Origin of the sequence: Bacillus sp. UNC437CL72CviS29, from assembly GCF_000482345.1 — a bacterium.
Classification (GTDB): domain Bacteria; phylum Bacillota; class Bacilli; order Bacillales; family Bacillaceae_G; genus Bacillus_A; species Bacillus_A arachidis.
In genome coordinates this window covers 379,642-405,145 of record NZ_KI535303.1, presented here as the reverse complement: position 1 = coordinate 405,145, position 25,504 = coordinate 379,642, and the positions used below count along the sequence as shown (strand labels likewise).

33 protein-coding genes and 1 riboswitch are annotated in these 25,504 nt (G+C 36.1%); of the genes, 18 read left to right on the top strand and 15 right to left on the bottom strand.

What is annotated here, in order from left to right:
* Positions 1–163 precede the first annotated feature (163 nt).
* Both M014_RS0123075 and M014_RS0123070 read right to left on the bottom strand, forming a co-directional pair.
* Complete coding sequence (locus M014_RS0123075) at positions 164–496, bottom strand: hypothetical protein (RefSeq protein WP_026593809.1); 333 nt, start codon at positions 494–496, stop codon at positions 164–166.
* The gene (locus M014_RS0123070) at positions 497–1,414 is read right to left on the bottom strand and encodes a Nif3-like dinuclear metal center hexameric protein (RefSeq protein WP_026593808.1); all 918 of its coding nucleotides are present in this window, start codon (positions 1,412–1,414) and stop codon (positions 497–499) included.
* A 126-nt stretch (positions 1,415–1,540) separates the two neighbouring features.
* Here M014_RS0123070 and M014_RS0123065 point away from each other — a divergent pair, with 126 nt between their 5' ends.
* Positions 1,541–1,864, top strand: a complete 324-nt coding sequence (locus tag M014_RS0123065; RefSeq protein WP_026593807.1) for an iron-sulfur cluster biosynthesis family protein — start codon at positions 1,541–1,543, stop codon at positions 1,862–1,864.
* Between the two features lie 112 nt (positions 1,865–1,976).
* Positions 1,977–2,882 (top strand): DMT family transporter, encoded by a 906-nt coding sequence (locus M014_RS0123060; RefSeq protein ID WP_026593806.1) that lies wholly within the window; start codon positions 1,977–1,979, stop codon positions 2,880–2,882.
* Between the two features lie 28 nt (positions 2,883–2,910).
* Here the strand turns inward: M014_RS0123060 and M014_RS0123055 are convergent, their stop codons facing one another.
* Positions 2,911–3,132: a hypothetical protein gene (locus M014_RS0123055; protein WP_026593805.1), complete on the bottom strand. Its 222-nt coding sequence runs from the start codon at positions 3,130–3,132 to the stop codon at positions 2,911–2,913.
* A 446-nt stretch (positions 3,133–3,578) separates the two neighbouring features.
* Here M014_RS0123055 and M014_RS0123045 point away from each other — a divergent pair, with 446 nt between their 5' ends.
* Complete coding sequence (locus M014_RS0123045; protein ID WP_026593803.1) at positions 3,579–3,950, top strand: ATP synthase subunit I; 372 nt, start codon at positions 3,579–3,581, stop codon at positions 3,948–3,950.
* Between the two features lie 327 nt (positions 3,951–4,277).
* Here the strand turns inward: M014_RS0123045 and pckA are convergent, their stop codons facing one another.
* Positions 4,278–5,864, bottom strand: coding sequence for a phosphoenolpyruvate carboxykinase (ATP) (gene pckA / locus M014_RS0123040; RefSeq protein WP_026593802.1), 1,587 nt, complete (start codon positions 5,862–5,864; stop codon positions 4,278–4,280).
* A 229-nt stretch (positions 5,865–6,093) separates the two neighbouring features.
* Positions 6,094–6,215: riboswitch (SAM riboswitch) on the top strand.
* Positions 6,216–6,383: 168 nt separating this feature from the next.
* Between pckA and metK the strand changes: the two genes are divergently transcribed.
* Positions 6,384–7,583: a methionine adenosyltransferase gene (metK, locus tag M014_RS0123035; RefSeq protein WP_026593801.1), complete on the top strand. Its 1,200-nt coding sequence runs from the start codon at positions 6,384–6,386 to the stop codon at positions 7,581–7,583.
* 41 nt (positions 7,584–7,624) lie between these two features.
* On the opposite strand, the gene M014_RS0123030 is transcribed toward metK, so the two are convergent.
* From M014_RS0123030 to M014_RS0123020, 3 genes are read right to left on the bottom strand one after another with little or no spacing between them, the layout of a single operon-like run.
* Positions 7,625–8,149 (bottom strand): GNAT family N-acetyltransferase, encoded by a 525-nt coding sequence (locus M014_RS0123030; RefSeq protein ID WP_026593800.1) that lies wholly within the window; start codon positions 8,147–8,149, stop codon positions 7,625–7,627.
* Positions 8,150–8,163: 14 nt separating this feature from the next.
* Positions 8,164–8,355, bottom strand: a complete 192-nt coding sequence (locus tag M014_RS0123025; RefSeq protein ID WP_026593799.1) for a hypothetical protein — start codon at positions 8,353–8,355, stop codon at positions 8,164–8,166.
* Between the two features lie 6 nt (positions 8,356–8,361).
* Positions 8,362–8,541, bottom strand: a complete 180-nt coding sequence (locus M014_RS0123020) for a hypothetical protein (protein ID WP_026593798.1) — start codon at positions 8,539–8,541, stop codon at positions 8,362–8,364.
* 289 nt (positions 8,542–8,830) lie between these two features.
* Here M014_RS0123020 and M014_RS0123015 point away from each other — a divergent pair, with 289 nt between their 5' ends.
* Positions 8,831–9,340 carry a MogA/MoaB family molybdenum cofactor biosynthesis protein gene (locus tag M014_RS0123015; RefSeq protein WP_026593797.1) on the top strand — a complete coding sequence of 170 codons (510 nt, stop codon included), beginning with the start codon at positions 8,831–8,833 and terminating at the stop codon, positions 9,338–9,340.
* A complete protein-coding gene (locus M014_RS0123010) occupies positions 9,337–9,945 on the top strand; it encodes a molybdenum cofactor guanylyltransferase (protein WP_026593796.1) in 609 nt (202 codons plus the stop codon). Before M014_RS0123015 ends, M014_RS0123010 begins: the two co-directional genes overlap by 4 nt.
* A gap of 47 nt (positions 9,946–9,992) precedes the next feature.
* On the opposite strand, the gene M014_RS0123005 is transcribed toward M014_RS0123010, so the two are convergent.
* From M014_RS0123005 to M014_RS0122995, 3 genes are all read right to left on the bottom strand, one after another.
* The gene (locus M014_RS0123005) at positions 9,993–11,138 is read right to left on the bottom strand and encodes a glycosyltransferase family 4 protein (protein ID WP_026593795.1); all 1,146 of its coding nucleotides are present in this window, start codon (positions 11,136–11,138) and stop codon (positions 9,993–9,995) included.
* Positions 11,139–11,150: 12 nt separating this feature from the next.
* Positions 11,151–11,693: a phosphatase PAP2 family protein gene (locus M014_RS0123000; RefSeq protein ID WP_026593794.1), complete on the bottom strand. Its 543-nt coding sequence runs from the start codon at positions 11,691–11,693 to the stop codon at positions 11,151–11,153.
* Between the two features lie 146 nt (positions 11,694–11,839).
* Positions 11,840–12,352 carry a gamma carbonic anhydrase gene (locus M014_RS0122995; RefSeq protein ID WP_026593793.1) on the bottom strand — a complete coding sequence of 171 codons (513 nt, stop codon included), beginning with the start codon at positions 12,350–12,352 and terminating at the stop codon, positions 11,840–11,842.
* A 74-nt stretch (positions 12,353–12,426) separates the two neighbouring features.
* Between M014_RS0122995 and M014_RS0122990 the strand changes: the two genes are divergently transcribed.
* From M014_RS0122990 to M014_RS0122975, 4 genes are all read left to right on the top strand, one after another.
* Positions 12,427–13,230 (top strand): alpha/beta hydrolase, encoded by an 804-nt coding sequence (locus M014_RS0122990; protein WP_026593792.1) that lies wholly within the window; start codon positions 12,427–12,429, stop codon positions 13,228–13,230.
* A 36-nt stretch (positions 13,231–13,266) separates the two neighbouring features.
* Positions 13,267–14,328: a tetraprenyl-beta-curcumene synthase family protein gene (locus M014_RS0122985; RefSeq protein WP_026593791.1), complete on the top strand. Its 1,062-nt coding sequence runs from the start codon at positions 13,267–13,269 to the stop codon at positions 14,326–14,328.
* 107 nt (positions 14,329–14,435) lie between these two features.
* A complete protein-coding gene (locus tag M014_RS0122980; RefSeq protein ID WP_331280103.1) occupies positions 14,436–15,383 on the top strand; it encodes a helix-turn-helix transcriptional regulator in 948 nt (315 codons plus the stop codon).
* A 61-nt stretch (positions 15,384–15,444) separates the two neighbouring features.
* Complete coding sequence (locus tag M014_RS0122975) at positions 15,445–15,831, top strand: GyrI-like domain-containing protein (RefSeq protein ID WP_026593789.1); 387 nt, start codon at positions 15,445–15,447, stop codon at positions 15,829–15,831.
* Positions 15,832–16,055: 224 nt separating this feature from the next.
* On the opposite strand, the gene M014_RS0122970 is transcribed toward M014_RS0122975, so the two are convergent.
* The 5 genes from M014_RS0122970 to M014_RS0122950 all read right to left on the bottom strand — a co-directional run bounded on the left by M014_RS0122970 (position 16,056) and on the right by M014_RS0122950 (position 19,965).
* A complete protein-coding gene (locus M014_RS0122970) occupies positions 16,056–16,739 on the bottom strand; it encodes an aspartate/glutamate racemase family protein (protein ID WP_026593788.1) in 684 nt (227 codons plus the stop codon).
* A 53-nt stretch (positions 16,740–16,792) separates the two neighbouring features.
* Positions 16,793–17,485: a hypothetical protein gene (locus M014_RS0122965; RefSeq protein ID WP_026593787.1), complete on the bottom strand. Its 693-nt coding sequence runs from the start codon at positions 17,483–17,485 to the stop codon at positions 16,793–16,795.
* Positions 17,454–18,341: an ABC transporter ATP-binding protein gene (locus M014_RS0122960; RefSeq protein ID WP_026593786.1), complete on the bottom strand. Its 888-nt coding sequence runs from the start codon at positions 18,339–18,341 to the stop codon at positions 17,454–17,456. The genes M014_RS0122965 and M014_RS0122960 overlap by 32 nt, the downstream gene beginning before the upstream one ends.
* A 95-nt stretch (positions 18,342–18,436) precedes the next feature.
* Positions 18,437–19,009, bottom strand: a complete 573-nt coding sequence (locus tag M014_RS0122955; protein WP_026593785.1) for a class I SAM-dependent methyltransferase — start codon at positions 19,007–19,009, stop codon at positions 18,437–18,439.
* Positions 19,006–19,965, bottom strand: coding sequence for a TIGR01212 family radical SAM protein (locus M014_RS0122950; RefSeq protein ID WP_026593784.1), 960 nt, complete (start codon positions 19,963–19,965; stop codon positions 19,006–19,008). The genes M014_RS0122955 and M014_RS0122950 overlap by 4 nt, the downstream gene beginning before the upstream one ends.
* A 112-nt stretch (positions 19,966–20,077) precedes the next feature.
* On the opposite strand from M014_RS0122950, the gene M014_RS0122945 reads away from it, so the two are divergent.
* The 8 genes from M014_RS0122945 (at position 20,078) to M014_RS0122910 (ending at position 25,504) form a co-directional block, all read left to right on the top strand.
* Positions 20,078–20,341, top strand: coding sequence for a YtzC family protein (locus M014_RS0122945; RefSeq protein ID WP_026593783.1), 264 nt, complete (start codon positions 20,078–20,080; stop codon positions 20,339–20,341).
* Positions 20,342–20,357: 16 nt separating this feature from the next.
* Entirely contained in the window at positions 20,358–20,507 is a 150-nt protein-coding gene (locus M014_RS0122940) for a hypothetical protein (protein ID WP_026593782.1), read from the top strand.
* Positions 20,508–20,603: 96 nt separating this feature from the next.
* Positions 20,604–20,966, top strand: coding sequence for a VOC family protein (locus tag M014_RS0122935; protein WP_026593781.1), 363 nt, complete (start codon positions 20,604–20,606; stop codon positions 20,964–20,966).
* 201 nt (positions 20,967–21,167) lie between these two features.
* Entirely contained in the window at positions 21,168–21,929 is a 762-nt protein-coding gene (locus M014_RS0122930) for an ABC transporter ATP-binding protein (protein WP_026593780.1), read from the top strand.
* A 16-nt stretch (positions 21,930–21,945) separates the two neighbouring features.
* The gene (locus tag M014_RS0122925; protein WP_026593779.1) at positions 21,946–23,796 is read left to right on the top strand and encodes an FtsX-like permease family protein; all 1,851 of its coding nucleotides are present in this window, start codon (positions 21,946–21,948) and stop codon (positions 23,794–23,796) included.
* Positions 23,797–24,083: 287 nt separating this feature from the next.
* A complete protein-coding gene (locus M014_RS0122920; protein WP_026593778.1) occupies positions 24,084–24,272 on the top strand; it encodes a hypothetical protein in 189 nt (62 codons plus the stop codon).
* Positions 24,273–24,399: 127 nt separating this feature from the next.
* Complete coding sequence (locus M014_RS0122915) at positions 24,400–24,966, top strand: tyrosine-type recombinase/integrase (protein ID WP_026593777.1); 567 nt, start codon at positions 24,400–24,402, stop codon at positions 24,964–24,966.
* A gap of 43 nt (positions 24,967–25,009) precedes the next feature.
* The gene (locus M014_RS0122910; RefSeq protein ID WP_026593776.1) at positions 25,010–25,504 is read left to right on the top strand and encodes a cation:proton antiporter regulatory subunit; all 495 of its coding nucleotides are present in this window, start codon (positions 25,010–25,012) and stop codon (positions 25,502–25,504) included.

The following is a 25,504-nucleotide window of genomic DNA, read 5'->3' as shown; positions in this document are numbered from 1 at the left end:
TAGCCTATTGATAGGTAGATGTTTACATGAATACTCCCTCACTTAACTTCGTTTGAAGTAGGGGTACTCTTTCAGCAAAATCTGATAGAAAAAGGAAGCGATTATTTTTTTAGAAACCGCCAAGCATGAAGAAAAAAGGATTCTTAGTGGTACCTTTTTATAATTAATCTCGCAGACCGAATCCAATAATTTTCTTCGTTTTCATATCAACAAACGCATCTACATTTCCAAGTTTATAAGAACGATCAGATGGAAACGAAACACGATAGACCTCTTTTCCAATATAAGAGGAATCTTTGACAGAAGATATTCCAGCTTGCAACGTTTCTGTCGTAACTGTAGCATGCTTCCAGCCAGTGCTTATTTCTTCTTTCGCATGCTCAGATAATTGATTCCATACCGTTTTCTTTAATTCGTCCTTAGGAGTACCTTTACATGAGCTTAATAGAAAACAAGCAAGAACGAGGAGTGCGAAAGAAAGTATTCGACCTCTCATTTAATACCACCATTTCTTCTGCGGGAGTAAAACAATATCCACATTAAAGTTTTCTATAAACCAATCACGCATCAAAGTTTTCTTTATTAAGTATTCAGAAGCTGAATGCGATACGCCGATAAGCGACATATTTGTTTCTTTCACATAATCCATAATTAATGAATATTTGTATTTGCCGTATTCATTATCGATATGACAATGAATTTCCCCTGTAATATACGCCTCGGCGCCTTTTTCTTCTGCTTCTTTGAGAAGATCTACTTTATCACCGCAACCAGCGATAATCGCAATTTTTGTGATAGATTCATGATGTTTACCTTCAAAGTCTATGTACGGAACGTGGAAGAGTTCTTTTAGACGTTGTTCGAGGTTGCTTGTTGTTGTTTCATGTATTTCGCAAATGAGTCCACAGGGTATATCTTTTCCATCATAAGCAAATCCATCTACTATATTGGCCTCTAGAGCTTTAGCAATCGCAATGCTTGTTCCATATGTTTGATGATGATCCATTGGAACGTGGCATGTATAAATAGAGAGTTCTTTTTCTTTGATAGTTTGTAAATCGTGCATTGGAATAGGTACAAATCCTCGTCCAGATTTTCCGAGTGGATCACCACATTCCATCACAAGAGGGTGATGCATAAAAAGTAAATCACCTGGCTTGGATTGTGAGATGAATTTTTCAAGAACATCATCTGTTGGAAAGACAGCTAAAAAGATTGTGTTTACAGTTTCAGCACCTTTTATCATAAGACCGTTAAAGGTATTTACAAAGTCTGCTTCAAAAAATTGTCGCCAAGGAAATTCGATTGGATCGTATACAGCTGGAATAAATCGACTAAAGGCACTGTCTTTTCCGTATTTTTTGATTTGAAATAAAGAATCTAGTGCATGTTGTATTTCTTTTAAGGCTGGCATAATCTCTCCTCCTTTATCACATTCATTGTATAGTAGTTGTAATTTTCTGTATATAACAAGTGGATAGAATTCACAAAAAGAATGGTACAATATAAGAATTATGTATAGAAGTAGGAGGAAAGAGAAATGAACGTGACTGTAACAGATGCAGCATATAAAAAGATTATGGATACGATTCCAAGTGAAACAAAGTTTATAAAATTATTTTATGATAATGAAGGGTGCGGCTGCGTGATGAGCGGGATTATCGACTTAGTGGCTGTATCAGAAAAAGATGAACGTGATGTCGATATTGAATCAAATAAATTACAATTCATTGCAGATCGAACAAAGCTTGTGTTTATGGATGATAAGCTTATTGTTGATTTACATGAATCAGGCGGGCATTTTCAACTGAAAAGTCCGAGCCAATTTTATAATCCAACTATGAAACTGCATATTCGAGTATAATTTATTAAAAAGGGGCAAATTGCATGCTCCTTTTTCTTATGTAATTTTTCATGTAATGAAATGTGCATATAATTGAATTTTCTGTATAATTCTCTGTGCGGAGGGGATACATATGAGAAGATGGGGGATTGAATTATTACTTTTAAGTGTGGTTATGATTTGGGGTATCAATTATACAATTGGAAAATACGGACTTGTAGAACTTACAGCAATTGAGTTTACTGCGCTCCGGATGATTGCAGCAGCACCGCTATTAGTAGTACTTACATTTTATATTGAAAAGTCATTGCACATGGAATTAAGGGATATACCAAGGCTCATTGTAGTTAGTGTTGTGGGAATCGTGCTGTATCAAACATTATTTATGGAAACTATAAAGTATACATCCGCTACGAATGCTTCTTTACTTATTTCTATTTCACCTATTTTTACAACGGTGTTTGCAATTTTTCTTAGACAAGAGAAGTTTTCTTCGCGAAAATTAGTTGGCTCTATTATAGCTTGCATCGGTGCCTCCCTTGTTTTATTAGTAGGACATTCACTTGCTGGGTCTTTTTATGGAAATGGAATTGGACTCATTACATCGATATGCTGGGGGCTATATCCAGTTTTAGCTGGACCACTTATAAAAAAATATTCGGCACTTCGTGTGACTACATGGTCAGCAGTTGTTGGAGCAATTCCGCTTGTTATACTGAGCGGCCCACATGTTTTTTTGCTGCCATTCCAAATTGAACAAGGGATGTCATGGTTTGCACTACTATATTCTATTTTCTTTGTAACGGTATTTGGTTTAGTCATTTGGTATGTCGGGGTTCAAAAAATTGGTGCTTCACATACGATGGTATATATGTACATTACACCGCTTGTTGCGGTTGTATTTGCGGCGGTATGGTCGAAAGAGCATATTTCGTTCCAACAGATGATTGGTGGTTGTATTATCTTTCTCGGCTTATGGTTTGTAAAGTCTGAAAAACTTGATGCACAGCATATCGCATCAGAATATATATCAAAATAGGAAAACAGATCAGTCATGATCTGCTTTCCTATTTTTTTATTTTTGGTAAAAACATAAGGAATAAAATGGAAATTATAAGTGGGATAAAGTTGAGAAAAGGTATGCGGAATAGTGCAATAAGAATAATTCCGGAGAGAAGAACACCGAGGACAGCATAGAAGATACTATGTTCTTTTGTGTACCAATATAATGAGAGTCCTATAAGTGCAGGGATAATGAGGTGAATGAGAGCCATTAAAAAATAAATCATTAGACGCCCCCTTTATTTGTGTACTCATTACATACATATAAATTGAAAACTGACATAAAACCTTCCTTTATAGGTGGGAGAGAGGGTTTGGTCGAGCGGAGAAGTGGTAAGAACTTTTTTTTGCCGCATGCCATGTGAGAACAGAAGGAGAAAACGAGCGGAGATCTCTTTTTGTTTCCAAGGCCTCGGTTTATATGTTGGAAAATGAAAGTGGATATATCTACATCATATCCATATTTTTGTAGATTGATATCACTTTTTTGTAAATCTATGAGAAATGTTTGAAAAAAAGTCACAAGTTGCGCCTGCTTCCAAACTAAAAATCTTGTATAATATTATTTTCAAAAAATATTTTAACAACATAAGTGTAGTGTTTATGTTGTTTATTTTCGAATGTAACAGATAAAGTCTGATGATATGTAAATAAGATGATAAAGGAGAACTGCATGATTAGTATGTCATTAAGGTCATTTAAAATCCAAATGTATTATTTGCTAGGTGCAATGCTATTAGGTTGGGCGATGACACCTTTTTCTGCACACTTTTTAGGTGTAGGGATTGGTTTACTCGTTAGTATGTATTGCGTTTGGATTTTAGGAAGACGTATTGAAAAGCTTGGAGATAGTATTGTAAAAAAGAGTAAAGCACCGACACTTGGTATGGTTAATCGTTTTGCAGCAGCGATACTCGGCGCAATTATTATGTATGAAATTGAACATCATATGGTTATGTGGGCATTTGCTGTGGGGATTATGGGTGGTTATTTCTTGATCGTTATTAATTTAGGCTATTACAGCATGAAAGATGCGAAGAAATAGGTAAATACAGAACCTTTTCTTTTTTAGGTAAGAGAGAGGATTCGATGGTGAATAGAAGTGGTCAGAGAATTTTTTTACTCTATGTCATGTGAAAACAAAGGGAGAAAATGAGTCGAGAATCTGTATTTGTTTGCCAAGCAACGATTTATATGTTAGAAAATCAAGATATATAGAAAGAAGCTTACGTTTTAGCGTAAGCTTCTTTTTTATTGTAAGTATGTGTAACCTATAAAGTCGCATGGGTTTTGTCGGTGAGTACGCGAACTTTTTAGGCTACACTATACTTATTCATATGAGTAAAGGGGTATTCAAACAGTAAAGGTTAAATTAAGCGATTGGACCGCCTAATTTGATAATGCTTTCGGAAACGTTCTCGAACTTTTTGAAGTTTTCTTTGAACTTATCTGCAAGCTCGATTGCTTTTGCTTTGTAAGCAGCTTTATCAGCCCATGTTTGTTCAGGCATTAATACTTCATCAGGTACACCTGGTACATGAAGTGGCACTTCAAGACCGAAGATGTCATGTTTCGCTGTTTCAGCGTTATCAAGCTCGCCGTTTAATGCTGATTGTACCATTGCACGAGTGTAACCTAAGTTCATACGTTTTCCAACGCCGTATTCGCCACCAGTCCAGCCAGTGTTTACTAAGAATACTTTCGCATCATGTTTCTCGATCTTTTCACCAAGCATTTCAGCATAGCGAGATGCATCAAGTGGCAAGAATGGAGAACCGAAGCAAGTTGAGAACGTTGCTTGCGGAGATGTTACACCGCGCTCAGTTCCAGCTAGTTTACTAGTATAACCGCTTAAGAAATGGTACATAGCTTGCTCTTTATTTAACTTACTGATTGGAGGCAATACTCCAGATGCATCAGCAGTTAAGAAAATAATTGTATTTGGATGTCCTGCAACACTTGGTACTACGATATTATCAATCGCATCAATTGGGTATGCAGCACGTGTATTTTCTGTTAATGTAGTATCATTATAATCTGCAATACGTGTTTGATTATCAATTACAACGTTCTCAAGCACTGATCCAAATGTAATTGCATCAAAAATTTGTGGCTCTTTTTCATGAGAAAGGTTAATACATTTTGCGTAGCAACCGCCTTCAATATTGAATACGCCGTTATCAGACCAACCGTGCTCATCATCACCAATTAATTTACGGTGTGGGTCAGCAGATAATGTTGTTTTACCTGTTCCAGATAAACCGAAGAATAGAGCAACATCACCTTCTTCACCTACGTTTGCAGAACAATGCATAGATAAAATATCTTGTTCCGGAAGTAAGAAGTTCATAATAGAGAAGATTGATTTTTTCATCTCTCCAGCGTATTCAGTACCACCGATTAATACGATGCGTTTTTCAAACGAAACCATAATGAATGCTTCAGAGTTTGTGCCGTCAATCTCTGGATCTGCTTTAAAGCTTGGTGCAGAAACAATTGTGAACTCAGCTTCATGATTTGCTAATTCGTCTTCAGTTGGACGAATAAATAATTGATGTACGAATAAATTGTGCCATGCATATTCATTAACAACTTGTAATGGAAGGCGATAGTTACGATCAGCGCCAGCGAATCCTTTAAATACGAATAATTCTTCTTTTTCTTTTAAGTATTCTAATACTTTTGTATATAATTTATTAAAATGTTCTTCAGAAATCGGTTGATTTACAGATCCCCAAGCGATCTTATCTGCAACCGATGCTTCTTTCACAATAAATTTATCTTTAGGAGAACGTCCTGTATATTTTCCTGTAGAAGCAGATACAGCGCCAGTAGAAGTCAATTTCCCTTCATTTCTCATTAGAACTTTTTCTACTAATTGTGGAACGCTTAGTTGAACCTGTGCATTGCTTCCGTTCAGTAATTCGTGTAATCCAATTTGGACATTCACAGTACTCATATTTATATACCATCCTTTTCATTTTAATGAAATTTTTCTCGTAATCCCCAACAAGAGTATAACACAATCATATAAATAATGTATACTATTTATTTATTTTTGTTTGTGTGAATGTATTATTTTCCTATTTATATTTCGTTCGACAAATAATCCGAAAAACTTGTGGGAATATGTGAATATTAATTGACAAATGAATATCATTTCTTTAGTATAGGTTGGGACGGATACTCTCTTATCCCGAGCTGGCGGAGGGACAGGCCCGATGAAGCCCGGCAACCTCACTTGTAACGGTAAATACAAGTGAATAGGTGCTAAAACCTGTGCGAGGCGAACGGTCTCGAACGATAAGAGCGAAGGGCAAAAAGCAGTATGCAAGTAGCAAATTAAACCTTTCCTCTATGTTAAGTGGGAAAGGTTTTTCTTTTACTTGTTTGGGAGAATATATGAATGTCGCAGTTTGTGGCAAATTAAGGATGAGTTCCGTACAATATATACAATTACTGTAGGGAGGTTTACCACATGACAAAACAACGTCATCTGTTCACATCTGAGTCTGTAACTGAAGGACATCCAGATAAAATTTGTGACCAAATTTCTGATTCAATTTTAGACGCGATCTTAGCAAAAGACGCAAACGCACGTGTAGCTTGTGAAACAACAGTAACAACTGGTTTAGTATTGGTAGCGGGGGAGATTACAACTTCTACTTATGTAGATATTCCAAAAATCGTTCGTGAAACAATTCAAGGTATCGGTTACACTCGTGCAAAGTATGGATTCGATGCAGAAACTTGTGCAGTTTTAACATCTATTGATGAGCAGTCTGCTGACATCGCTATGGGTGTTGACCAAGCGTTAGAAGCGCGTGAAGGTCAAATGACTGACGCTGAGATTGAGGCAATTGGTGCAGGGGACCAAGGTTTAATGTTTGGTTTTGCATGTAATGAAACAAAAGAATTAATGCCACTTCCAATCTCGCTTGCTCACAAATTAGCTCGTCGTTTAACGGAAGTTCGTAAAGATGAAACATTAGAATATTTACGTCCAGACGGTAAAACGCAAGTTACAGTTGAGTATGATGAAAATGGTAAACCAGTACGCATCGATACAATTGTAATTTCTACACAGCATCACCCGGAAGCTACATGGGAACAAATCGATCGCGACTTAAAAGAGCACGTAATCAAAGCTGTAGTACCAGCAGAATTAATGGATGAAGAAACGAAATTCTTCATTAACCCAACTGGTCGTTTCGTAATCGGTGGACCACAAGGGGATGCTGGTTTAACAGGACGTAAAATTATCGTTGATACTTACGGTGGATACGCTCGTCATGGCGGCGGTGCATTCTCTGGTAAAGATGCAACAAAAGTTGACCGTTCTGCAGCATACGCAGCTCGTTATGTTGCGAAAAACATCGTTGCAGCTGGTCTTGCTGAAAAAGCAGAAGTACAACTTGCATACGCAATTGGTGTAGCACAACCAGTATCAATTTCAGTTGATACATTTGGCACTGGTAAAGTATCTGAAGAAGTACTAGTAGAACTAGTTCGTAACAACTTCGATCTTCGCCCAGCTGGTATCATCAAAATGCTAGACTTACGTCGCCCAATTTACAAACAAACAGCAGCTTACGGCCACTTCGGACGTACTGATGTAGATCTTTCATGGGAACGTACAGACAAAGCAGCAACTTTAAAAGAGCAAGCTAGTCTATAATATAAGAATGAAAAGCTTTGCGCGGAGCGCAAGGCTTTTTTTTATTTGTAATTAGACTGTAGCAAGGCAAACGTTTCAATATCATGCCATTTACCATTTCGGAATACAGCCTCCTTACACGTACCTTCATGCTGAAAACCGAGCTTTTTATAAAGGTGAATCGCTCTGTCATTAAATGAAAAAACACGTAAGGATATACGGTGTAAGTTTAATTCTAAAAAGGCGTAATCCAATAATAAAGTTAATGCTTCTTTTCCGTATCCCTGCCCCCAATAATCTTTCCTTCCGATATCGATAATACATTCTGCATTTCGATTATGTGTATCGATGTTAATTAAAGATGTGATGCCAATGGGGAGGCTACTCTTTTTTTGTTCAATGATATAACTTTTAGAAGTAGAGGAGTGAATGATTTGCCCGCAAAATTGCTCTACTTCCTGAAATGAATACGTATCAAGATTGAGACTGGTAGCGCTCATAACTTCTATATCATTTCGCCAATGGTAATAGGTTGGAATATCACTTTCTGAAAACTTTCGTAAACGAATCCGATTTGTTTCGAACAAGTGAAAAACCTCCTTTACTTTACTGTATTATTTTGGCTCTTACATACTCCAGCACACGAACTGCAATATACTTCTCCATCAAGTTCAATATATTTTCTCATATTCGTCATTCCGCTTGGAGGAAAAGGCATATGAACCCAAGCTTTTTCATATGTTTGAATTTCTTTGTCGCATGATCTGCAAAGTGTAGGTTTTTTGCGAAACAATGGCCATCAACCTTTCTTTTGACGTGCTTTTCCGGCGCAAAATGCACTGCATAGTAAAAAGAGTGTCGCAAATCCCCATCCGCCGATTGCTGAGTATGGGACAGCGTCCTTTAATGCCATTCCAGCACTGATGGAAGCGATAAATAGAAGGATAAATACCGTTGTGAGTTTCTTATAAAGTTCCATGAACGAGCCTCCTAATTATGAAAAATTATTTAGTATTTATCAGATCGTTTCGCACGAATTTAAATGCAATGAAATAAATAGCGAGTAAGAGGGGAATCGCTGTACTTGTTAAGTATGTGCGGTTAGAATCATAGGACCTCTTTTTTTATGGTTATATATACCAATATTGTATCATAATGTTTTAGCCGTTCACTAGATAATTATGTAAATGTGATGTACTGCACATTTGAGAGAACTTCTATCAGGTATGATAAAATTATGAGTAGTTCATAAGAAGGAGCGAATAAAAATGAGCGTAATAGAACATAAAAAGCAAGCGCCTAAAAAAGTACGCTGTAAAATTATCACAGTTTCTGATACACGCACAGAAGAAACAGATAAGAGTGGTAAGCTATTAAAAGAATTATTAATGGAAGCAGGACATACGGTAACTGCTTATGAAATTGTAAAAGATGATAAAGAAAGTATTAGACAGGCTGTATTAAGTGGATATCATCAAGAAGATGTTGATGTGGTGTTAACAAATGGAGGAACAGGCATTACAAAGCGTGATGTTACGATTGAGGCAGTTTCGGCATTATTAGATAAAGAAATTGTTGGATTTGGTGAATTGTTTCGGATGATTAGTTATTTAGAAGATATCGGAAGCGCTGCAATGTTAAGTAGAGCAATTGGCGGAACAATCGGAAGAAAAGTTGTCTTTTCAATGCCAGGTTCTAGCGGGGCTGTTCGCCTTGCGATGAACAAATTGATTTTGCCAGAGCTTGGGCACATTACATTTGAGCTGCATCGACAATGAAAAAACTCGCCGGAATTGTATTAGCAGGTGGTAGGTCGAGACGTTTTGGGGAGCCGAAAGCGTTGGCGATTTGGCAAGGACATACTTTTATTGAACACATCGTTCAGGTGATACAGACTACTGTGCAAGATGTAGTTGTAATTAGTCATCCTGATATAAAAGAGAAAATTGTTACTTTGGTAGACGTTCCTGTTATAGAAGATATTCCTTCCTATAAAGGAGATGGACCGCTTGCTGGGATTGTATCTGGAATGGAGCATATTGAAGCAGAATGGTATATCATTTTGCCTTGTGATACGCCGAACCTTTCAAATGAGTGGATTACCGCATTAGTAAAACAAATCAGTGAAGGCTATGAGGCAATTGTTCCAGTGATTGATGGCAGAAAACAGCCGTTATTAGCGGCATATCATCAGAGTATGAAAGAGGAAATTTATACGCTATTAGAGGAAGAAAAGCGAAGTATGGGACAACTTTTATCACAGTGTAACGTAAAGTATGTGATGGGAGAAGAATGGAACGCGGTTAAGGAATTGTTTGTGAATGTAAATACGAAAGAGGAATATGTCCGGGTACTCAAGGAGAACAAGACCAAAAAGGTATGACGTTATAGAAGTCATACCTTTTTTCTTTATGAATGGAACTTTCCTATTTAAGCAAGTAGTTCGGCATTATTTTGCTGAAGCACCTCTTCATATTGCATGTATAAGCTGTGAAAAATTTCATTCCAACTTTGTGTGGTGGCATAGGATCGAGCCGCTATACTCATTTGTTTACGCGCTTCTTCGCTATTTAACAATTGATAAATGGATGATAAAAATGAGTTCGTATTTTTGGGCTCGCAGAGAAAACCTGTTTTTCCATCTGCAATAATATTTTTTACTCCGCCAGAATTTGCACCAATCACTGGTGTACCACATGCGAGAGATTCAAGCACGACATTACCAAATGTTTCTGTAGCTGATGGAAATATCATAAGGTCAGAGCAGGCATAAGCTTCTGCTAGGTTTTCTCTTTCCAAATATCCAGTAAAGGTCACGTTATTGGTTGGTGTAGTTTCACTTAAATCTTTAGCAAGAGGACCATTTCCAGCAATAAGCCAATGAATCGCATCTTTTCGTTCTTTTATTGTTGTATGAATAAGCCTACGAAGGGTATCAATATCTTTTTCAGGGGCAATGCGTCCGACGTATGAAAGAATGTATGAAGCAGTAATATTATATTTTTTTCGGAATACGTCTTTATTGTAAGCAGGATGGAAGAGAGAACAATCTACTCCTCGTCCCCATATATATAAATTTCGAAATTTCTTTTGAGTTAATTGCTGCAATGTTTCAGAAGAAGGGACAAAGTTTTTTTGCATATGACTGTGGAACCATTTCAAATAATTCCATAACATATTAGAGAAAAATTCAATTTTATAATATTGTAAATAAGCGTCAAAGTCAGTGTGATAAGAACCGACAAGAGGAATACCTAGTTTTTTCGCATAATACATGCCGCAAAGCCCCATGTTAAAAGGAGTAGCAACATGAATGATATTAGGATTAAATGCAAGAAGTTCCCGTCTAATACGCGGGGTTGGAAATGCAAAGCGGCATTCTGGATATAGTATTTTCAGCGGGATGCTTCTCATCTTATTCACATTGGCGACAAAATTATCTTCTGCTGTATGTTGTGGTGCGAATACAGAATAGGCAATATTTTGTTTTTGAAAATAACGAGTTAAACGATCTAAAGTTTTTGCTACACCATTTACTTGCGGTGTGAATGTATCAGTAAATATGGCGACTCTCATCTAATCTCTCCTTTACATAACAAGTGGAATGAATTGATAAAAAGAGATAATGCCAGAACATGTGCCAAGGCACATACCTACAAATACATCAGATGGATAATGAAGTCCAAGATAGATGCGGGAGATTCCCACAATCATTGCTACTGGAAGTAAAAAAAATATTAAGGTTGGATCATAACAAATAAAGGGAACAGCTACTGAAAAAATAGCTGTTGTATGACCGGATGGAAATGAATGATCTTGTAGTGGATGCAATGGGTATTTTGCATCTTGAATCGTTAAGTAAGGTCGTTTACGTGGGTACCATCTTTTTAATATTTGCACAGGAATATGACTCATTGTTAATGAAAGAGCTGCTGCAATTGCGGCAGTGTGCAGAAGTTCTTTTGAAAAGATAAGAAGGCATAACGTGAGCGAGATAGAAAAGGTTGCACCACCGATATGTGTAATCGTGCGGAAAAAGATATTTAATGTTTTTTGATCAAAGTAACGGTTAATTCCTTTGAAAATGTAACATTCTATTTTGTATAAGGAGTTGACGGATTTAGCTTTCATGAAACCTCTCTCCCCTCATTTATATATGTATTGAGATGATATCTTTTATTTTAATAAGAATTTATTGAGGGAATAATAAGATTTTGTAAAGAGAACGTTAGAGTTTTAATGAAAAAAAGCTGCCACCTTAATGACAGCAAGCGGAACTATTTTTGAAGTGACTTATAATATTGCCCTTTTTCAACATACTGTTTACGAATGCGATCCATATCTTTTCGATCTTCATCTGTTAGTTCGCGAATAACCTTTGCAGGACGACCGAAAGCTAGTGTATGAGGAGGGATCTTCTTTCCTTGTGAAACTAAGCTACCGGCACCGATGAATGCACCTTCGCCAATTTCAGCACCATCTAAAATAATGGATCCCATCCCGATTAAAGCCTCTTTTTTTAAAGTGCAGCTATGTAAAATCACTTGATGTCCAACTGTAACATCGTCTTCTAAAATAAGGGGATACTGTGGACTTTGATGAAGCGTACATTGATCTTGTACATTTACTCTATTTCCAATGATTGTTGGCGAAACATCACCGCGAATAACAGTATTAAACCAAATGCTTGATTCTTCGCCGATTGTAACATCACCTGTAATCGTAACGTAGTCAGCGATCAAAGCACTACTCGCAATTTTCGGATTTTTATCTTTATAAGGATATATCATGTAAAGCCTTCCTTTCCTAGAAACTAGTTTTAGTGTATCAAATTACAGAAAAGAGTGAAATGGAGGAGTTTCGTATGTGGAATTATGAAGCAGAAACAGCCAAAGCGGTAATCGTGATTGTGCATGGGGCGATGGAATATCACGGACGTTATGAGGCACTAGCAGAAATGTGGACTCATTTTGGGTATCATGTTGTTATGGGAGATCTTCCGGCTCATGGAACAACTTCAAGAAATAGAGGACATATCGACTCATTTGATGAATACATAGAGGAAGTAAAATTATGGGTGAAAGAAGCAAGGAAATATCGGCTTCCTATTTTTTTATTTGGTCATAGTATGGGTGGACTTATTGTCATTCGTATGATGGAAGAAACGAAGAGAGAAGACATAGATGGAATTATATTAAGCTCGCCATGTCTAGGTGTTTTAGCTGCACCTGCTGCTCCGCTTCGAGCTGCTTCAAAGTTGTTAAATATTCTCACACCGAAACTCCAATTCCCCACAAATCTTACAGTAGAAATGTCAACTAGGAATAAAGAAATTCGCGATGCGATGGAGAATGATTCGTTGTTCTTGCGCAAGGTGTCAGTTCGTTGGTATAGTGAATTGATAAAATCAATTGAGATTGCTCATGAAAAAATTGATGAGTTTCCAGATGTTCCGCTCTTGCTAATGCAGGCGTGTGAGGATAAACTTGTAGATAAAACACGTGTCCGTAAATGGTTTGATAACTTAAAGGTTAATGATAAGACGTATAAAGAATGGTCAAATTGTTACCATGAGCTATTAAATGAATATGAGCGAGATGAAATTTTAAGCTATATCAAAGCATTTACTGAAATACATGTAAATAACATAATAGAAACAAATAAATAATGATTTGGACATTTAATAGAGGAGATGAAGGAAGAAGTGAACGTACCGAGTAATCCCATAACGCTCATGGCGAAAGTATACCGTGATGTGTTTCCGGTTGTACACCATGAGCTAGCGATGTGGAAAGAGCGTGCCTACCATATTCCGAATGATGAGCTTCATAATCAGGCTATTGCAAGTATTGAACATAAAACGTTTCATTGTGAAGGCGGTGGTATTTTAGCACTGCTTGCAAATGAACACCGTGAGGACTGTATTCGTTTTATTGTAGCGTATCAGACAATTAGTGATTACTTAGATAACTTATGTGATCGTAGTACATCGCTTGATCCAAATGATTTTGCTGCACTTCATGAATCAATGCTGGCTGCATTAACACCAGAGAGTGAAGGAAGTAATTACTATCGTTATCGTGATGATCAAGATGATGGTGGTTATTTAGATGAGCTTGTTGCAACATGCCAAGATGTTTTGCTAAAAACAAAACACTATGACAGGATAGCACCAATCCTTCACGAGCTTGCTTGTTACTATTGTGATTTACAAATTCATAAGCATGTGAAACTAGAAGAGAGAGAACCGCGCTTGCGAACATGGTTTGAAGCTCATAAGGAAAATGTACCACCGATGAGCTGGTTTGAATTTTCCGCATGTGCAGGATCTACTCTTGGAATCTTTTGTCTTGTTGCGTATGCGTTTCATGATGAATTACTTGATGAGGATATTGCAAAGATTAAGCAAGGTTATTTCCCTTATGTACAAGGTCTTCATATTTTACTTGATTATTTCATCGATCAAGAAGAAGATCGTATCGGTGGAGACTTAAATTTCTGTAGTTATTATGAAAATGAACAAGTGATATTAGAGCGAATGAAGCATTTTGTGGAAGAAGCGGAAAGAAATATCGGTGACTTACCACATGCGAAGTTTCATCGTCTTATTAGTCGCGGTCTTCTTGGAATGTATTTATCTGACCAAAAGGTATCAGAGCAAAAGAATATGCAGCAAATGGCAAGGCGCATTGTGAAATACGGGGGGTTCACTTCACGATTCTTCTATTGGAACGGGAAGATGTACCGAAAGAAAATGGCGCAGTGATGAAAAGACCACTCTTTTTAGGAGTGGTCTTCTTTACTATGTATATTTAAAAGTTGTGATTTACTTAGGAAAAACATATTCTATAAAATGAAAAGTTCGATTCCCTAATCTTTTACATATCCCTCGAGGAGGTCAAGCATGCTATGAAAACAGAGAGGATGTTTTCGATACTTATTTATTTGTTGAAAAAAGATATCGTTCCTGCTGAAGAGTTGGCTAATACATTTGAAGTCAGCAAAAGAACGATTTATCGAGATATAGATGCTTTATCGGCAATTGGTATTCCTATTATTTCTTATTTAGGAAAGAATGGTGGTTTTACGTTAATTGATAACTATCAACTAGATAAATTTACATTTAGTGAAGAGGAAAAGAAATTTTTACTAGAAGGCTTAACCTTAAAAAATGAACTATTTGATAACAATCAATTATCAATGCTACAAAAAAAATTAGAGTTATTGAAAGAAAATAAAGAGGAATATCATTCCAATATCACAATATCATCATCTACATTACATAGAGAAACGATAGAAGAAGAGACAAAACGAAAGGTCAAAAAAATACTGTCTATAATTGATGAAGGAAATAAAATCCATATTTCTTATGTGTCACAAACAGCAAATATATCTAGTCGAATGATTCAGCCTTTAAAACTAAATTTTATGAACGGTAGTTGGTATTTAGAAGCTTTTTGTGAGTCTAGAAAAGCTTTGAGATTATTTAAATTGACTAGAATAAGAAGTATGGAAATTATACATGACAATACTAGAGCGGCCTATACTGAGAAAAATGAATATGTAACGAATAAGGCAGCTAAAGTAGAGAGGATTGTATTATTATTCTCAAAAAGTGAACTTGGAAAATTATACGACTTCTTTACTGATGATGAAATAGAGTTTCTTGAAGATGAAGAGTTAAAAGTAACTTTTCAATATGATAGCAATAAAAATATATTGCCATTTCTCTTGATGTTTGGGAGGCATGTAAAGATACTAGAACCTTTATGGCTTAAAAATAAATATAGAGGTGAAATTGAATATATTTATAAAAGCTGACAGACTGTTGTCATATTATGAATGCTATACTTTCCATATTAACTAGTGGGGGGAATGATCTATGAATACAGCGATTACTGAAAAACATATTTATGGAAAAAAGGTAAGAACAAATAATCAAAATACAGATGCCATACTTAATCTATGGGAAGAATTTCTTCGTTTAGATTTAAAAGGTGATGTATATGGTGTTTATACGAACTATGAAAGTGATTTTACAGGTGATTACGATTTATATATTGGCACGGAAGAGAAACTTGTTGAGGAAAGTAATGTCATCATTCCCGCTGGTAACTACCATGTTGTAGAAGTAGATCATAATGATCCCAAAGGTGTCTTTAACGCTTGGGTGGATATTTGGAACAGTGATATCAAAAGAGCATATAAAACTGATTTTGAATTTTATTCTAAAGATGGAAGTATAAAAATATTTCTGTCGGTTGAATAGTAACTAATTAACCGGTTCCTATACAAGGAACCGGTTGTTTTGCTCCAATATCGGAAAGAATTCACAAAAAAAATCGCATTCGCCTTTTGAAGTCTGTTTCCCAATGATAACCATAAGCGAGGCGGAGTTTATTAATAAAAATCCCTCGGGTATGTTGGAGTTTTTCATAACATTGTATAGCCCATTTCAAAAGGAATATTTTTTGTTTTCATGAAATCTTCCTTCTATCTTTTTTGATAGGATACATATTTGTTTACAACGGCTTTAGCCAGACAAGTAGATGAATCCACAAAACAAAGGTTATGTAGTTCTGTACCCCATATAACATTCAAATCTGTACAAGCGATAATAACGGCATCTACGGATTCACCCAATTCTGTGCAAAGTGTACGCCATAATTCGCTTGCTTCACTTATGTTTCCAGATTTTATTTTCGATATAATTTGAGTGGCATCTCTTTGCCAGTTGTCTTTATGTATGTAGTCCATACCGCGTTTTGAAATTCCATCTTGATATATGCCAGATTGAACAGTCGCATCAGTAGCTAAAAGAGCTACTTTTTTTACGTGATCGGGTATTTCTTTTATTGTTTCATCAACCATATTTAAAATGGGAACTGAAATAGAATTTTGTAATTGATCAAAATACAGATGAGCTGTATTACATGGCATGGCGATAAAATCCACACCTGTACTTTCCAGTTTTTGTGCACCATGTACAATAGCCTGTTTCATATCCTTATGATTAATAGGCCTATCCATATAAAAAGGTGTTGGACAAGAATAAATCATCATATGTGGGAAGTCCATATCGTACTTTGCGCCGTATATCTTTTGGCATTGTTCAACTACTGTATCAACGAATGGCCCTGTTGATTTTGGTCCCATTCCTGCTAGTATTCCAATCATTGTTGTATCTCTCCCTAATTTCATAATCTAAATTTAGAAATTCTTGTTTTCATCTACATGTTCCTTCTTTTTCGTACAAGAGAAAGAAATAATCCTATTAATACAACTGAATATGCAAGTGCCCATGCAGTAAGCCAAAGCACACGGACAGGTAAATGATGTTCATGTTGACCAAGCATCATAAAATGATTAATAGGAGGGAAGAACCATAATAATTCTGGCATGTCTTTTTTGAGACGAATGGATGCGATTGTAATCAGTAATATAAATGAAAGGCTAAGCCAAGCTGTACTTGCTTTTTGTATGATATTTCGTGTAAATAAAGTTGTGATAGAAGTACCCAGTATAGATAAAGAAAAGTGGACAAGGAAACCAGTTATAAATAATGATACTGTCATTTTTTCGTTAAACATATGAAAGGCAATTGGGTATATAACAGATATAAGGGATAGAACACTACAAATGAGAAGTACTGTTACATATTTACTAAGGTATAAGGCCTGTATGCTTTTGGTATGAGAAAGAGTAATTTGTTCTTGAACAGGGTCTTCCGTATGAAACAGTGTGATGGTGATCCAAGCTGAAAGTAGGTAGAGCATAAGTGCGGTTTCTAAATATGTTGTAACAATCGGATTTGGCGTATAGGCATAGACAAAGAGCAAACTTATGATGTACATCGCGATTGGTGGAACATACTTGTACGACTTTGTATAATCAAGAAAATTGTAGCGAATGAGTGCAATCATAAAGATCCTTCTTTCGGTTTTGGAATTTAGGTTGTAGCAATGTAACGGACGCATTGTTATGTAATAAATAGTGAAGTATGTCATTTGTATAAGCCTTTTCAATTTGTAATTGAATGAGGCTCTGGTTAGATGCGACATGTATGCAGCCAGATTGTTTTTGTAACTTTGTAATAGAAAATGTATACGGTACAGTTGCTTCTATGTAGATATGCTCTTTCGGGATTGCATCAGATGTTAAAAGTCTATCCTCTGCAATCGTACGATTAGCTAGTGTCACAATTCGGTCAGCAAAATTTTCTAATAGCTGTTTCTCATGGCAGGTGAAGAGAACGGTAAGACCTTGTTGTTTTAATGTAAGCAATATTTGCTCGAGTTCTTGTTGTGATTTTAGATCAAGACCTGAAAGTGGCTCATCTAAAATTAAAAGATCTACGTTGCTAAGGAGTGCTTGGATAATACCAGCCTTGTGCTTCATTCCTTTTGAAAAATTCTTTACAACGGAATGATTGACGTGCTCTAAATGAAAAAGCTCTAGTAGGGGTGGGATTTTATTTTGTAAATGCTCTTGAGATAACCCGTGAATACGACCAAGGTGATACAAATAGTCTTCCAGTGTAAAACGAATATCCTCTGGAAAATGTTCAGGTACATATCCGATTTTCATGTCGGGTTGTTTCTTGATTGTTCCAGTTGTAGGAGTAATAAATCCAGTAACTATTTTGAGGAGTGTACTTTTTCCAGTACCATTCCCACCAATAATGGCAGCTGCTTGTCCTTTTGGAATAGATAAGTGAATGTCTTCTAAGATTAGCTGTTTTCCATATCTCTTTGTTAGCCCTTTCAATTCTATCAACAAAATATTTACCTTCCTTCTTTGTAAGGTTTACACATCCATTATATGGTAATGTTTGTCGATAGGACAATAAAAAAGCCGTGCAGTGTATGCACGGCTTATCGCTTTTCAATCGCCACGATAAATGGCGGATTATTTTGTTGGTTAATGAATCCGTAACGAAGCACGTGGGCTTGTGTTTGATCCAGTTCTTCAGCGAATTTCAGTACAGCATCACGTTCTATTTGTCCTTCAGGATGTCCGTGATAAATGACAAGAACGATGATTCCTTCTGGTGCCATGATGTCTAATAATTGTTCGATGGCAGCTATCGTTGAATTTGGTTTTGTAACGATATGTTTGTCACCGCCAGGAAGGTAACCTAAGTTAAAAATGGCTCCAGTCACTTTCCCTCTTGCTTCTTCTGGTAATACGGATAACAAAGTGTCGTGGCTGTCATGAATAAGAACAGTTCGTTCTTCTAGGCCTTTTTCTTTTAGACGAGCAGTCGAGTTTTCAATTGCTTCCTGCTGAATATCAAATCCAAATACTCTCCCGCTCTCTCCAATGATTTCCGCTAGAAAGCAAGTATCATGACCGTTTCCAAGTGTTGCATCTACAGCATAATCGCCTTCTTTAACAGCTGTTTGCAAAAGAGTGCGTGCAAACGGCAAGACACGTTCTAATTTCATACTGGTTTCACCTCGTTTGCATATTTCCCTTGCCAGCTTCCGCGGCGTACAAATTCTGCATCTATGGAATTTAATACCTCCCATTTGTTTAAGCTCCACATTGGACCAATCATTAAGTCAGGTGGACCGTCACCTGTGATACGATGCACAATCATATTTGCTGGAATAATCTCAAGTTGATCGACAACGAGACTTACATAATTCTCGAGAGAAAGAAATTCTAATTGTCCTTTTTCATATTGCTTCACCATTGGCGTTCCTTTTAATAAATGGAGCAAATGAATTTTAATTCCTTGCACATCAAGTTTGGCTACTTCACGCGCCGTTTCCATCATCATGTCGTAGTCTTCAAGTGGGAGACCGTTAATAATATGAGAGCATACTCTAATGCCGTGTTTACGAAGCTTGTTTACACCTTCCACATATGACGGATAGTCATGGGCACGGTTAATAAGATTTGCTGTGCGCTCGTGAACAGTTTGTAGTCCAAGTTCGACCCAAAGATATGTCCGTTTATTTAAATCAGCTAAATATTCCACAACATCGTCAGGTAAGCAGTCAGGGCGAGTAGCAATGGAAAGACCAACAACGTCTTTTTCTGCTAAAAGTGGTTCGAATTTTTCTTTTAACACTTCTAATGGAGCGTGTGTGTTTGTGTATGCTTGGAAATAAGCGATACACTTTCCATCCTTCCATTTTGAATGCATTTTTTCTTTCATTTCATGATACTGCGTTATAACATCATCGCGGCGATCACCAGCAAAGTCACCAGAACCGGCAGCGCTGCAAAATGTGCATCCGCCGTATGCAACTGTGCCATCACGGTTTGGACAATCAAATCCAGCGTCTAATGAAACTTTAAAGATTTTTTCGCCGAACTCTTTTCGTAAGTGATAATTCCACGTATGGTAACGTTTATTGTCATTTGTATATGGAAAAGGGTTTTGAGCCTTCATTACATATCCCTCCTAAAACCTAAAATGAAACAAAATCCATTATAACATACTCATAAGGTCAATATGGAAGGGACACACTAAGGGGGAATTAACGGCAAGGAGGAAAAATGTAATGGCAGAGCGTCAATCACTTGAAGAATATATTACGCAAGCAGAGCAAGCGATCGAATATGCAAAAGAACAATTAGATATTGGAAGTAGACAAGAGCATTACAACACAATGGAGTATTCTGATGCGCAGTTAAAATTGGAACAGGCTTATAACGATTTACAAGTAATGCAGCAACACGCAAATGATGAACAGCGTGAACAGTTAAACCGTGCACGTATGGCGGTTCGTCAATTGCAGCATCAAATGATTATTACACCACACTAATAAGGAGTGAATGAAAGTGGCAAAGCGCTCAGATCAAAACAACCCAGAGCAAAAAACACAAAATGGGCATAACGCAGAATTTTCAAATGAACTTGATCCAGTAGTACAAGCAAAACAGCAGAATCGTAAAAAGGGACAACCGCAAAAATCGAAACAATCAGAGTAAGCCAGGTCGCAGTATGACCTGGTTTTATTTTTTGTAATTTTGAGCACCTACATTATAATTAAGTTTCAAGTAAGAATAGTAACGGAGGAATGAATAATGATTGCACATATCGGTACAGTAGCAGTTTACGTAGAGGATCAACAAAAGGCACTTGAATTTTGGACGGAACAGGCTGGATTTGAAGTATACCGTAATGACCCAATGGGACCAAATGCAAGCTGGATTGAAGTAGGACCAAAAGGAACACGTTCTCACTTAGTTATTTATCCAAAATCAATGATGCCAAATGCAAATGAATTAAAAGCATCGATCGTATTTGTAACAGAAAATATTACAGAAACGTATGAAACAATGAAGAAGAACGGGGTAGAGTTTACGCAAGAGCCGAATGAAATGGCGTGGGGAACGTTTTCTATTTTTAAAGATAATGAAGGAAATGAGTTTGTTTTAAAGGGTTAGTGCTATGAAAAGTTGAGTTTATACAAACTCAACTTTTTTATCATATTTAGCGAGAAGACCCCTACCTCAAGCGCTTAACGGTAGGTGGGGGGAGTTCAATTATATTACAAAAGTGTAAGGTGAATGTAATGTTAAGCAATAGCAGATATCTTCCAAAAGGCGCAAAATAGGAAATGGAAAAACAAGCGTAGGAGGATATATATGAACAAACCAGTTGTAGACGTTAAAAGTGTTCAAAAAGTGTACGGTAAAAAAGGTGAGAGTCAATCACACGCATTAAAAGGTGTATCATTCTCAATTCAAGAAGGTGAATTTGTTGGCATCATGGGGCCATCTGGTTCGGGGAAAACAACGTTACTAAATGTAATTTCAACATTAGATAAAGCAACAGGCGGTGTTGTTGAAATTGCAGGTACGGATATTACAAAGATGAAGCAAGGTGAACTATCTGATTTCCGTTCTCAAAAATTAGGATTTATTTTCCAAGACTTTAATTTATTAGAGAACTTATCAATCTATGAAAACATCGCTTTACCGTTATCACTTCAAGGTGTTCCATCACGTAAAATTGGACCAAAAGTAGAGAAGGTAGCGGAAATGCTAGGAATTTCAGCAATACTTCAAAAGTACCCTTCTGAAGTATCTGGTGGACAAAAACAACGCTCAGCAGCAGCGCGTGCACTTGTGCATGAACCAGCAATCATTTTAGGAGATGAACCAACAGGAGCACTTGATTCTAAAAACGCAACAAGTCTTCTAGATGCGATGACAAATTTAAACGAAGAACAAGGCGTTTCTATTATGATGGTTACTCACGATCCATATAGTGCAAGTTACTGTCAGCGTATTTTATTCATTCAAGATGGAGAGCTATACAAAGAAATTCATCGCGGTGGTACGCGTGAAGCGTTCTATAAAGAAATTTTAGATGTACTTGCAGACTTAGGTACACAAAAAGCATAAGAAAGGAGGTTCAGGCATGTTATTTAAGCTTTCTATGTCAGGACTAAAAAGTAAGCTGAAAGACTATATCGTCTTACTTGTTGGTCTTGTTATGTCTATTTCAATTTTTTATATGTTTCAAACGTTAGCACTGAATAAGGCGTTTCTTGAATCAAATTCTATTATTAGGTCGATTGGATTTGTATTCCAAGCTGGTTCATTCTTACTAGCAATTATCACGTTTTTCTACATTTTATACGCGAACTCTTTCTTACTATCACTTCGTCAAAAAGAGTTCGGTATGTATATGATGCTGGGAGCAAAAAAGCATAAGATTACACTACTTATGTTTATGGAAACAATCATTATTGGAGTAGCATCTCTAGTGATTGGGATTACAGTAGGTGTAGGTCTTGCACAAGGAATTGGGCAGCTACTTATGAAGCAGCTTGAGTTTACTGCAGGTGGTTATCAAGCATTTTATGTCCCATCAATGACTGTTACTTGCACTTTCTTCTTTGCACTATTTGTGTTATCTGCAATTATGAACAGTATTAAGCTATCACGTATTTCAGTCTTACAACTTGTACATGCAGATGCACAAACAGAGCGTGTTGCGGTGAAAGGAAAATTGACGGGTGTAGTAGCATTTTTAGCAATTGTTTTATTAGGCATTGGTTATGCTTCCATGGTTTATATGGAGAAGTTAAGAGAAATGGGAATTATTATTGCGTTAATTACAACAACAGCAGGCACTTATATGTTATTTGGATCTGCCCTACCATTTATTATTAAAAAGCTAAAGAACAATAAGAAGCGTAGTGAAAAGGGGCTTAACGCATTTACATTTGCGCAATTAAACTTCCGTATCAATAGTTTAACAAAGGTACTTGCAACAGTTGCGATGTTAATTGCACTTGGTGCAGGAGCAATTTCTGGCGGTATGGCTTTTAAAAATAATGTTATGAAGACTGTTGATGGTGTTGAAATATATGATTCAGTGGTTCATAACCCAACAGCAAAAGAAAAGAAAATTTTAGATGGTATTCCATTTAAAGAAAAAAGTGAATATCGTTACAAAACAGATGATAAATATGTTTACTACTTAAAAGAAGATTTAGAGAAAAATCGCCCATTGGTACGCGATGGTGTAGGTAAAGAAAGTTTTGATAAATTTAAGAAGGTTTCTGAAGAGCTTCCCGTAGGTGCTATTTCAAGAAATATGAACGAAAAAGATGCGAATACAAAAAAACTTCCAGAAGAATGGGAGGAAGCTTTTAGAACGCTTCAGCCATTTTATTTATTCCCTGATCAAGCAATTAAAATTGTCGATCAAAAAATGTACGATGGTATAAAAGGTAAAGAAGGTATTGTATGTATTGGAAAAACAGATGATTTTGTAGCATATACAAAAGAATGGAAAAAACTTGACGAGTTGCAACTAGATAAATATAAAAATATAAAAGCAGATAATTTACAAACTAAATATGTGATGTATACTGGGTTTCACGGTATGGCAAGTGGAACAGTATTTATGGGCTTCTTCCTCGGAATTGCTTTCTTAGCAATGATGGCAAGTTGTTTAATGTTTAAAATTCTTTCTGGTGCATCAAAAGATATTACACGTTATCAAATGCTTCGTAAAATCGGTGTTCGCCGTGAATTATTAACGAAGTCTATCTATAAAGAGTTATTCTTAGTATTCTTATTCCCAGCGATTGTAGGTATCGCTCACGTATTGGTTGGAATGAACATTTTCGGATTTATTTTACTTGATCCGTATTTCCGTATTTGGCTTCCAATTGTTATTTTCGTAGTCATTTACGCAATTTATTACTTCATTACAGTTCAATTGTATAAAGAAATAGTTCTTTCGAAAGAAGACTAAGATTTAGAAAATACCGAGCAGAGGGTGCTCGGTATTTTTTGATTAAAACGTTTAAGGCGACTGTTTTTTATAAGTATTAAGGAGCTAATTTCAAAAAAACTATTAATAAGAAAAAACAGAAAAACACTTGCAAGGTTACTTAATTATAGTTTAAACTATAATTAAGTAACATGAAGATAAAGAAAGGAGAGATGAACAAGTATTGTTTAGTAAAACATAAATAAGGGATAAAAATTATGAAACAACGTATTACGAAGCCCATCTTTAGAAGATAGGAGGAAACAATTTTGAATACACAAAATGAATCGTTATTTCGTCTAGTTGGTACCATTTTGAAATCAAAAGATGTTATAGTATTTTCTCTTTTATCTCTTGTGTTTTTTGTTATTTCAACCTATTTTTATAACGTTAAATTCCCCAACCATAAATATCCTGAGTTTTTAGGGATATTAAAATCTATTGCCCCAGTTGTGTAGTGCATAAATAACTTTAATGATAACAGGCAACATACATGGAAATCTTCAGATATGATAAGATAAAATGATACAGAATAAGAGAAATGAAAACAGTGAGTATGTATCATATGATGAGGAGAATACATGTATGGAATGTGTAGAAGCATTAAAGGATATTAAGCAAATTCAAGCGATGAAGAAGTATTTAGAGGAACACTCAAAACGTGATTATTTATTATTTGTTTTAGGGATTAATACAGGCCTTAAAATTACTGAATTATTAATTATAAAAGTTGAAGATGTTTTAGATGAAGGTGGAACAATTAAAGATTTTTACTTGCTTCCTGGAAAAGATGAAAAATATAATCAAGATATTTATTTGAATTCAAAAGTAAAAGATGCTCTTTTAGATTATTTTCACTCCTCTCAAGTAGAGAAGGGGCAATATATATTTCAATCCAATAAAACGAAAAATCCGATTACGCGTCAACAAGCGTATCGCATTATTCATCGGGCAGCTGAAGAAATTGGCATTCCTGGAAAGATTGGAACAAACTCTATGCGAAAAACATTTGGTTACCATGCATATAAACGAGGAGTAGCAATTGCACTTCTTCAAAAACACTTTCATCATGCTACTCCATCTGAAACGTTAAAATATCTTGGGATCTCGAAAGAAGAAAAGTTTAAAACAAAAATTGATGTAGATTTATAAAACAAACAGTATTGCAAATTAAACATACCAAGGAGGAAATATAATGAATATTAGAGAAAGTGAGCTTCCGGGTATCGGTTATAAATTTGAAGTAATTACTAAAAATAACGAAAAAATGGTGATTGTTATTCATGATGATGGACGCAGAGAAATGTACCATTTTGATTCTAGTCATGATGAAAGTATTTCAAGTATCTCTCTTCGTGACTCGGAAGCAAGACAAATCGCTGCCATATTAGGGGGGATGGTATATAAACCACAAGCCTTAGAAACAATTGAAATGGTGTTTGAGGGATTAGCAATTGAGTGGTTTAAAGTTGAAAATAGTGCTTCAGCAATCGGTCAAACAATTGGCGATCTCGGAATAAGAAAAAAATACAATGTAACTGTGATTGCAATCATGAAAAAGAATATGAAGAAGTTATTTAATCCAGGACCAGATTCTGTAATTGACGCAGGTGATATGCTAGTTCTATCTGGAGAAAGGCTAGAGATTAAAAGATTTATTAAGGAATTACTTTCAAATGGGGGGGATTGA

Excerpts from the sequence above, each read along its gene's own strand:
- M014_RS0123075 (WP_026593809.1), bottom strand. The coding sequence starts at position 496 with ATGAGAGGTCGAATACTTTCTTTCGCACTCCTCGTTCTTGCTTGTTTT.
- M014_RS0123070 (WP_026593808.1), bottom strand. The coding sequence starts at position 1,414 with ATGCCAGCCTTAAAAGAAATACAACATGCACTAGATTCTTTATTTCAA.
- M014_RS0123065 (WP_026593807.1), top strand. The coding sequence starts at position 1,541 with ATGAACGTGACTGTAACAGATGCAGCATATAAAAAGATTATGGATACG.
- M014_RS0123060 (WP_026593806.1), top strand. The coding sequence starts at position 1,977 with ATGAGAAGATGGGGGATTGAATTATTACTTTTAAGTGTGGTTATGATT.
- M014_RS0123055 (WP_026593805.1), bottom strand. The coding sequence starts at position 3,132 with ATGATTTATTTTTTAATGGCTCTCATTCACCTCATTATCCCTGCACTT.
- M014_RS0123045 (WP_026593803.1), top strand. The coding sequence starts at position 3,579 with ATGATTAGTATGTCATTAAGGTCATTTAAAATCCAAATGTATTATTTG.
- pckA (WP_026593802.1), bottom strand. The coding sequence starts at position 5,864 with ATGAGTACTGTGAATGTCCAAATTGGATTACACGAATTACTGAACGGA.
- metK (WP_026593801.1), top strand. The coding sequence starts at position 6,384 with ATGACAAAACAACGTCATCTGTTCACATCTGAGTCTGTAACTGAAGGA.
- M014_RS0123020 (WP_026593798.1), bottom strand. The coding sequence starts at position 8,541 with ATGGAACTTTATAAGAAACTCACAACGGTATTTATCCTTCTATTTATC.
- M014_RS0123015 (WP_026593797.1), top strand. The coding sequence starts at position 8,831 with ATGAGCGTAATAGAACATAAAAAGCAAGCGCCTAAAAAAGTACGCTGT.
- M014_RS0123010 (WP_026593796.1), top strand. The coding sequence starts at position 9,337 with ATGAAAAAACTCGCCGGAATTGTATTAGCAGGTGGTAGGTCGAGACGT.
- M014_RS0123005 (WP_026593795.1), bottom strand. The coding sequence starts at position 11,138 with ATGAGAGTCGCCATATTTACTGATACATTCACACCGCAAGTAAATGGT.
- M014_RS0123000 (WP_026593794.1), bottom strand. The coding sequence starts at position 11,693 with ATGAAAGCTAAATCCGTCAACTCCTTATACAAAATAGAATGTTACATT.
- M014_RS0122995 (WP_026593793.1), bottom strand. The coding sequence starts at position 12,352 with ATGATATATCCTTATAAAGATAAAAATCCGAAAATTGCGAGTAGTGCT.
- M014_RS0122990 (WP_026593792.1), top strand. The coding sequence starts at position 12,427 with ATGTGGAATTATGAAGCAGAAACAGCCAAAGCGGTAATCGTGATTGTG.
- M014_RS0122975 (WP_026593789.1), top strand. The coding sequence starts at position 15,445 with ATGAATACAGCGATTACTGAAAAACATATTTATGGAAAAAAGGTAAGA.
- M014_RS0122970 (WP_026593788.1), bottom strand. The coding sequence starts at position 16,739 with ATGATTGGAATACTAGCAGGAATGGGACCAAAATCAACAGGGCCATTC.
- M014_RS0122965 (WP_026593787.1), bottom strand. The coding sequence starts at position 17,485 with ATGATTGCACTCATTCGCTACAATTTTCTTGATTATACAAAGTCGTAC.
- M014_RS0122955 (WP_026593785.1), bottom strand. The coding sequence starts at position 19,009 with ATGAAATTAGAACGTGTCTTGCCGTTTGCACGCACTCTTTTGCAAACA.
- M014_RS0122950 (WP_026593784.1), bottom strand. The coding sequence starts at position 19,965 with ATGAAGGCTCAAAACCCTTTTCCATATACAAATGACAATAAACGTTAC.
- M014_RS0122945 (WP_026593783.1), top strand. The coding sequence starts at position 20,078 with ATGGCAGAGCGTCAATCACTTGAAGAATATATTACGCAAGCAGAGCAA.
- M014_RS0122935 (WP_026593781.1), top strand. The coding sequence starts at position 20,604 with ATGATTGCACATATCGGTACAGTAGCAGTTTACGTAGAGGATCAACAA.
- M014_RS0122930 (WP_026593780.1), top strand. The coding sequence starts at position 21,168 with ATGAACAAACCAGTTGTAGACGTTAAAAGTGTTCAAAAAGTGTACGGT.
- M014_RS0122925 (WP_026593779.1), top strand. The coding sequence starts at position 21,946 with ATGTTATTTAAGCTTTCTATGTCAGGACTAAAAAGTAAGCTGAAAGAC.
- M014_RS0122915 (WP_026593777.1), top strand. The coding sequence starts at position 24,400 with ATGGAATGTGTAGAAGCATTAAAGGATATTAAGCAAATTCAAGCGATG.
- M014_RS0122910 (WP_026593776.1), top strand. The coding sequence starts at position 25,010 with ATGAATATTAGAGAAAGTGAGCTTCCGGGTATCGGTTATAAATTTGAA.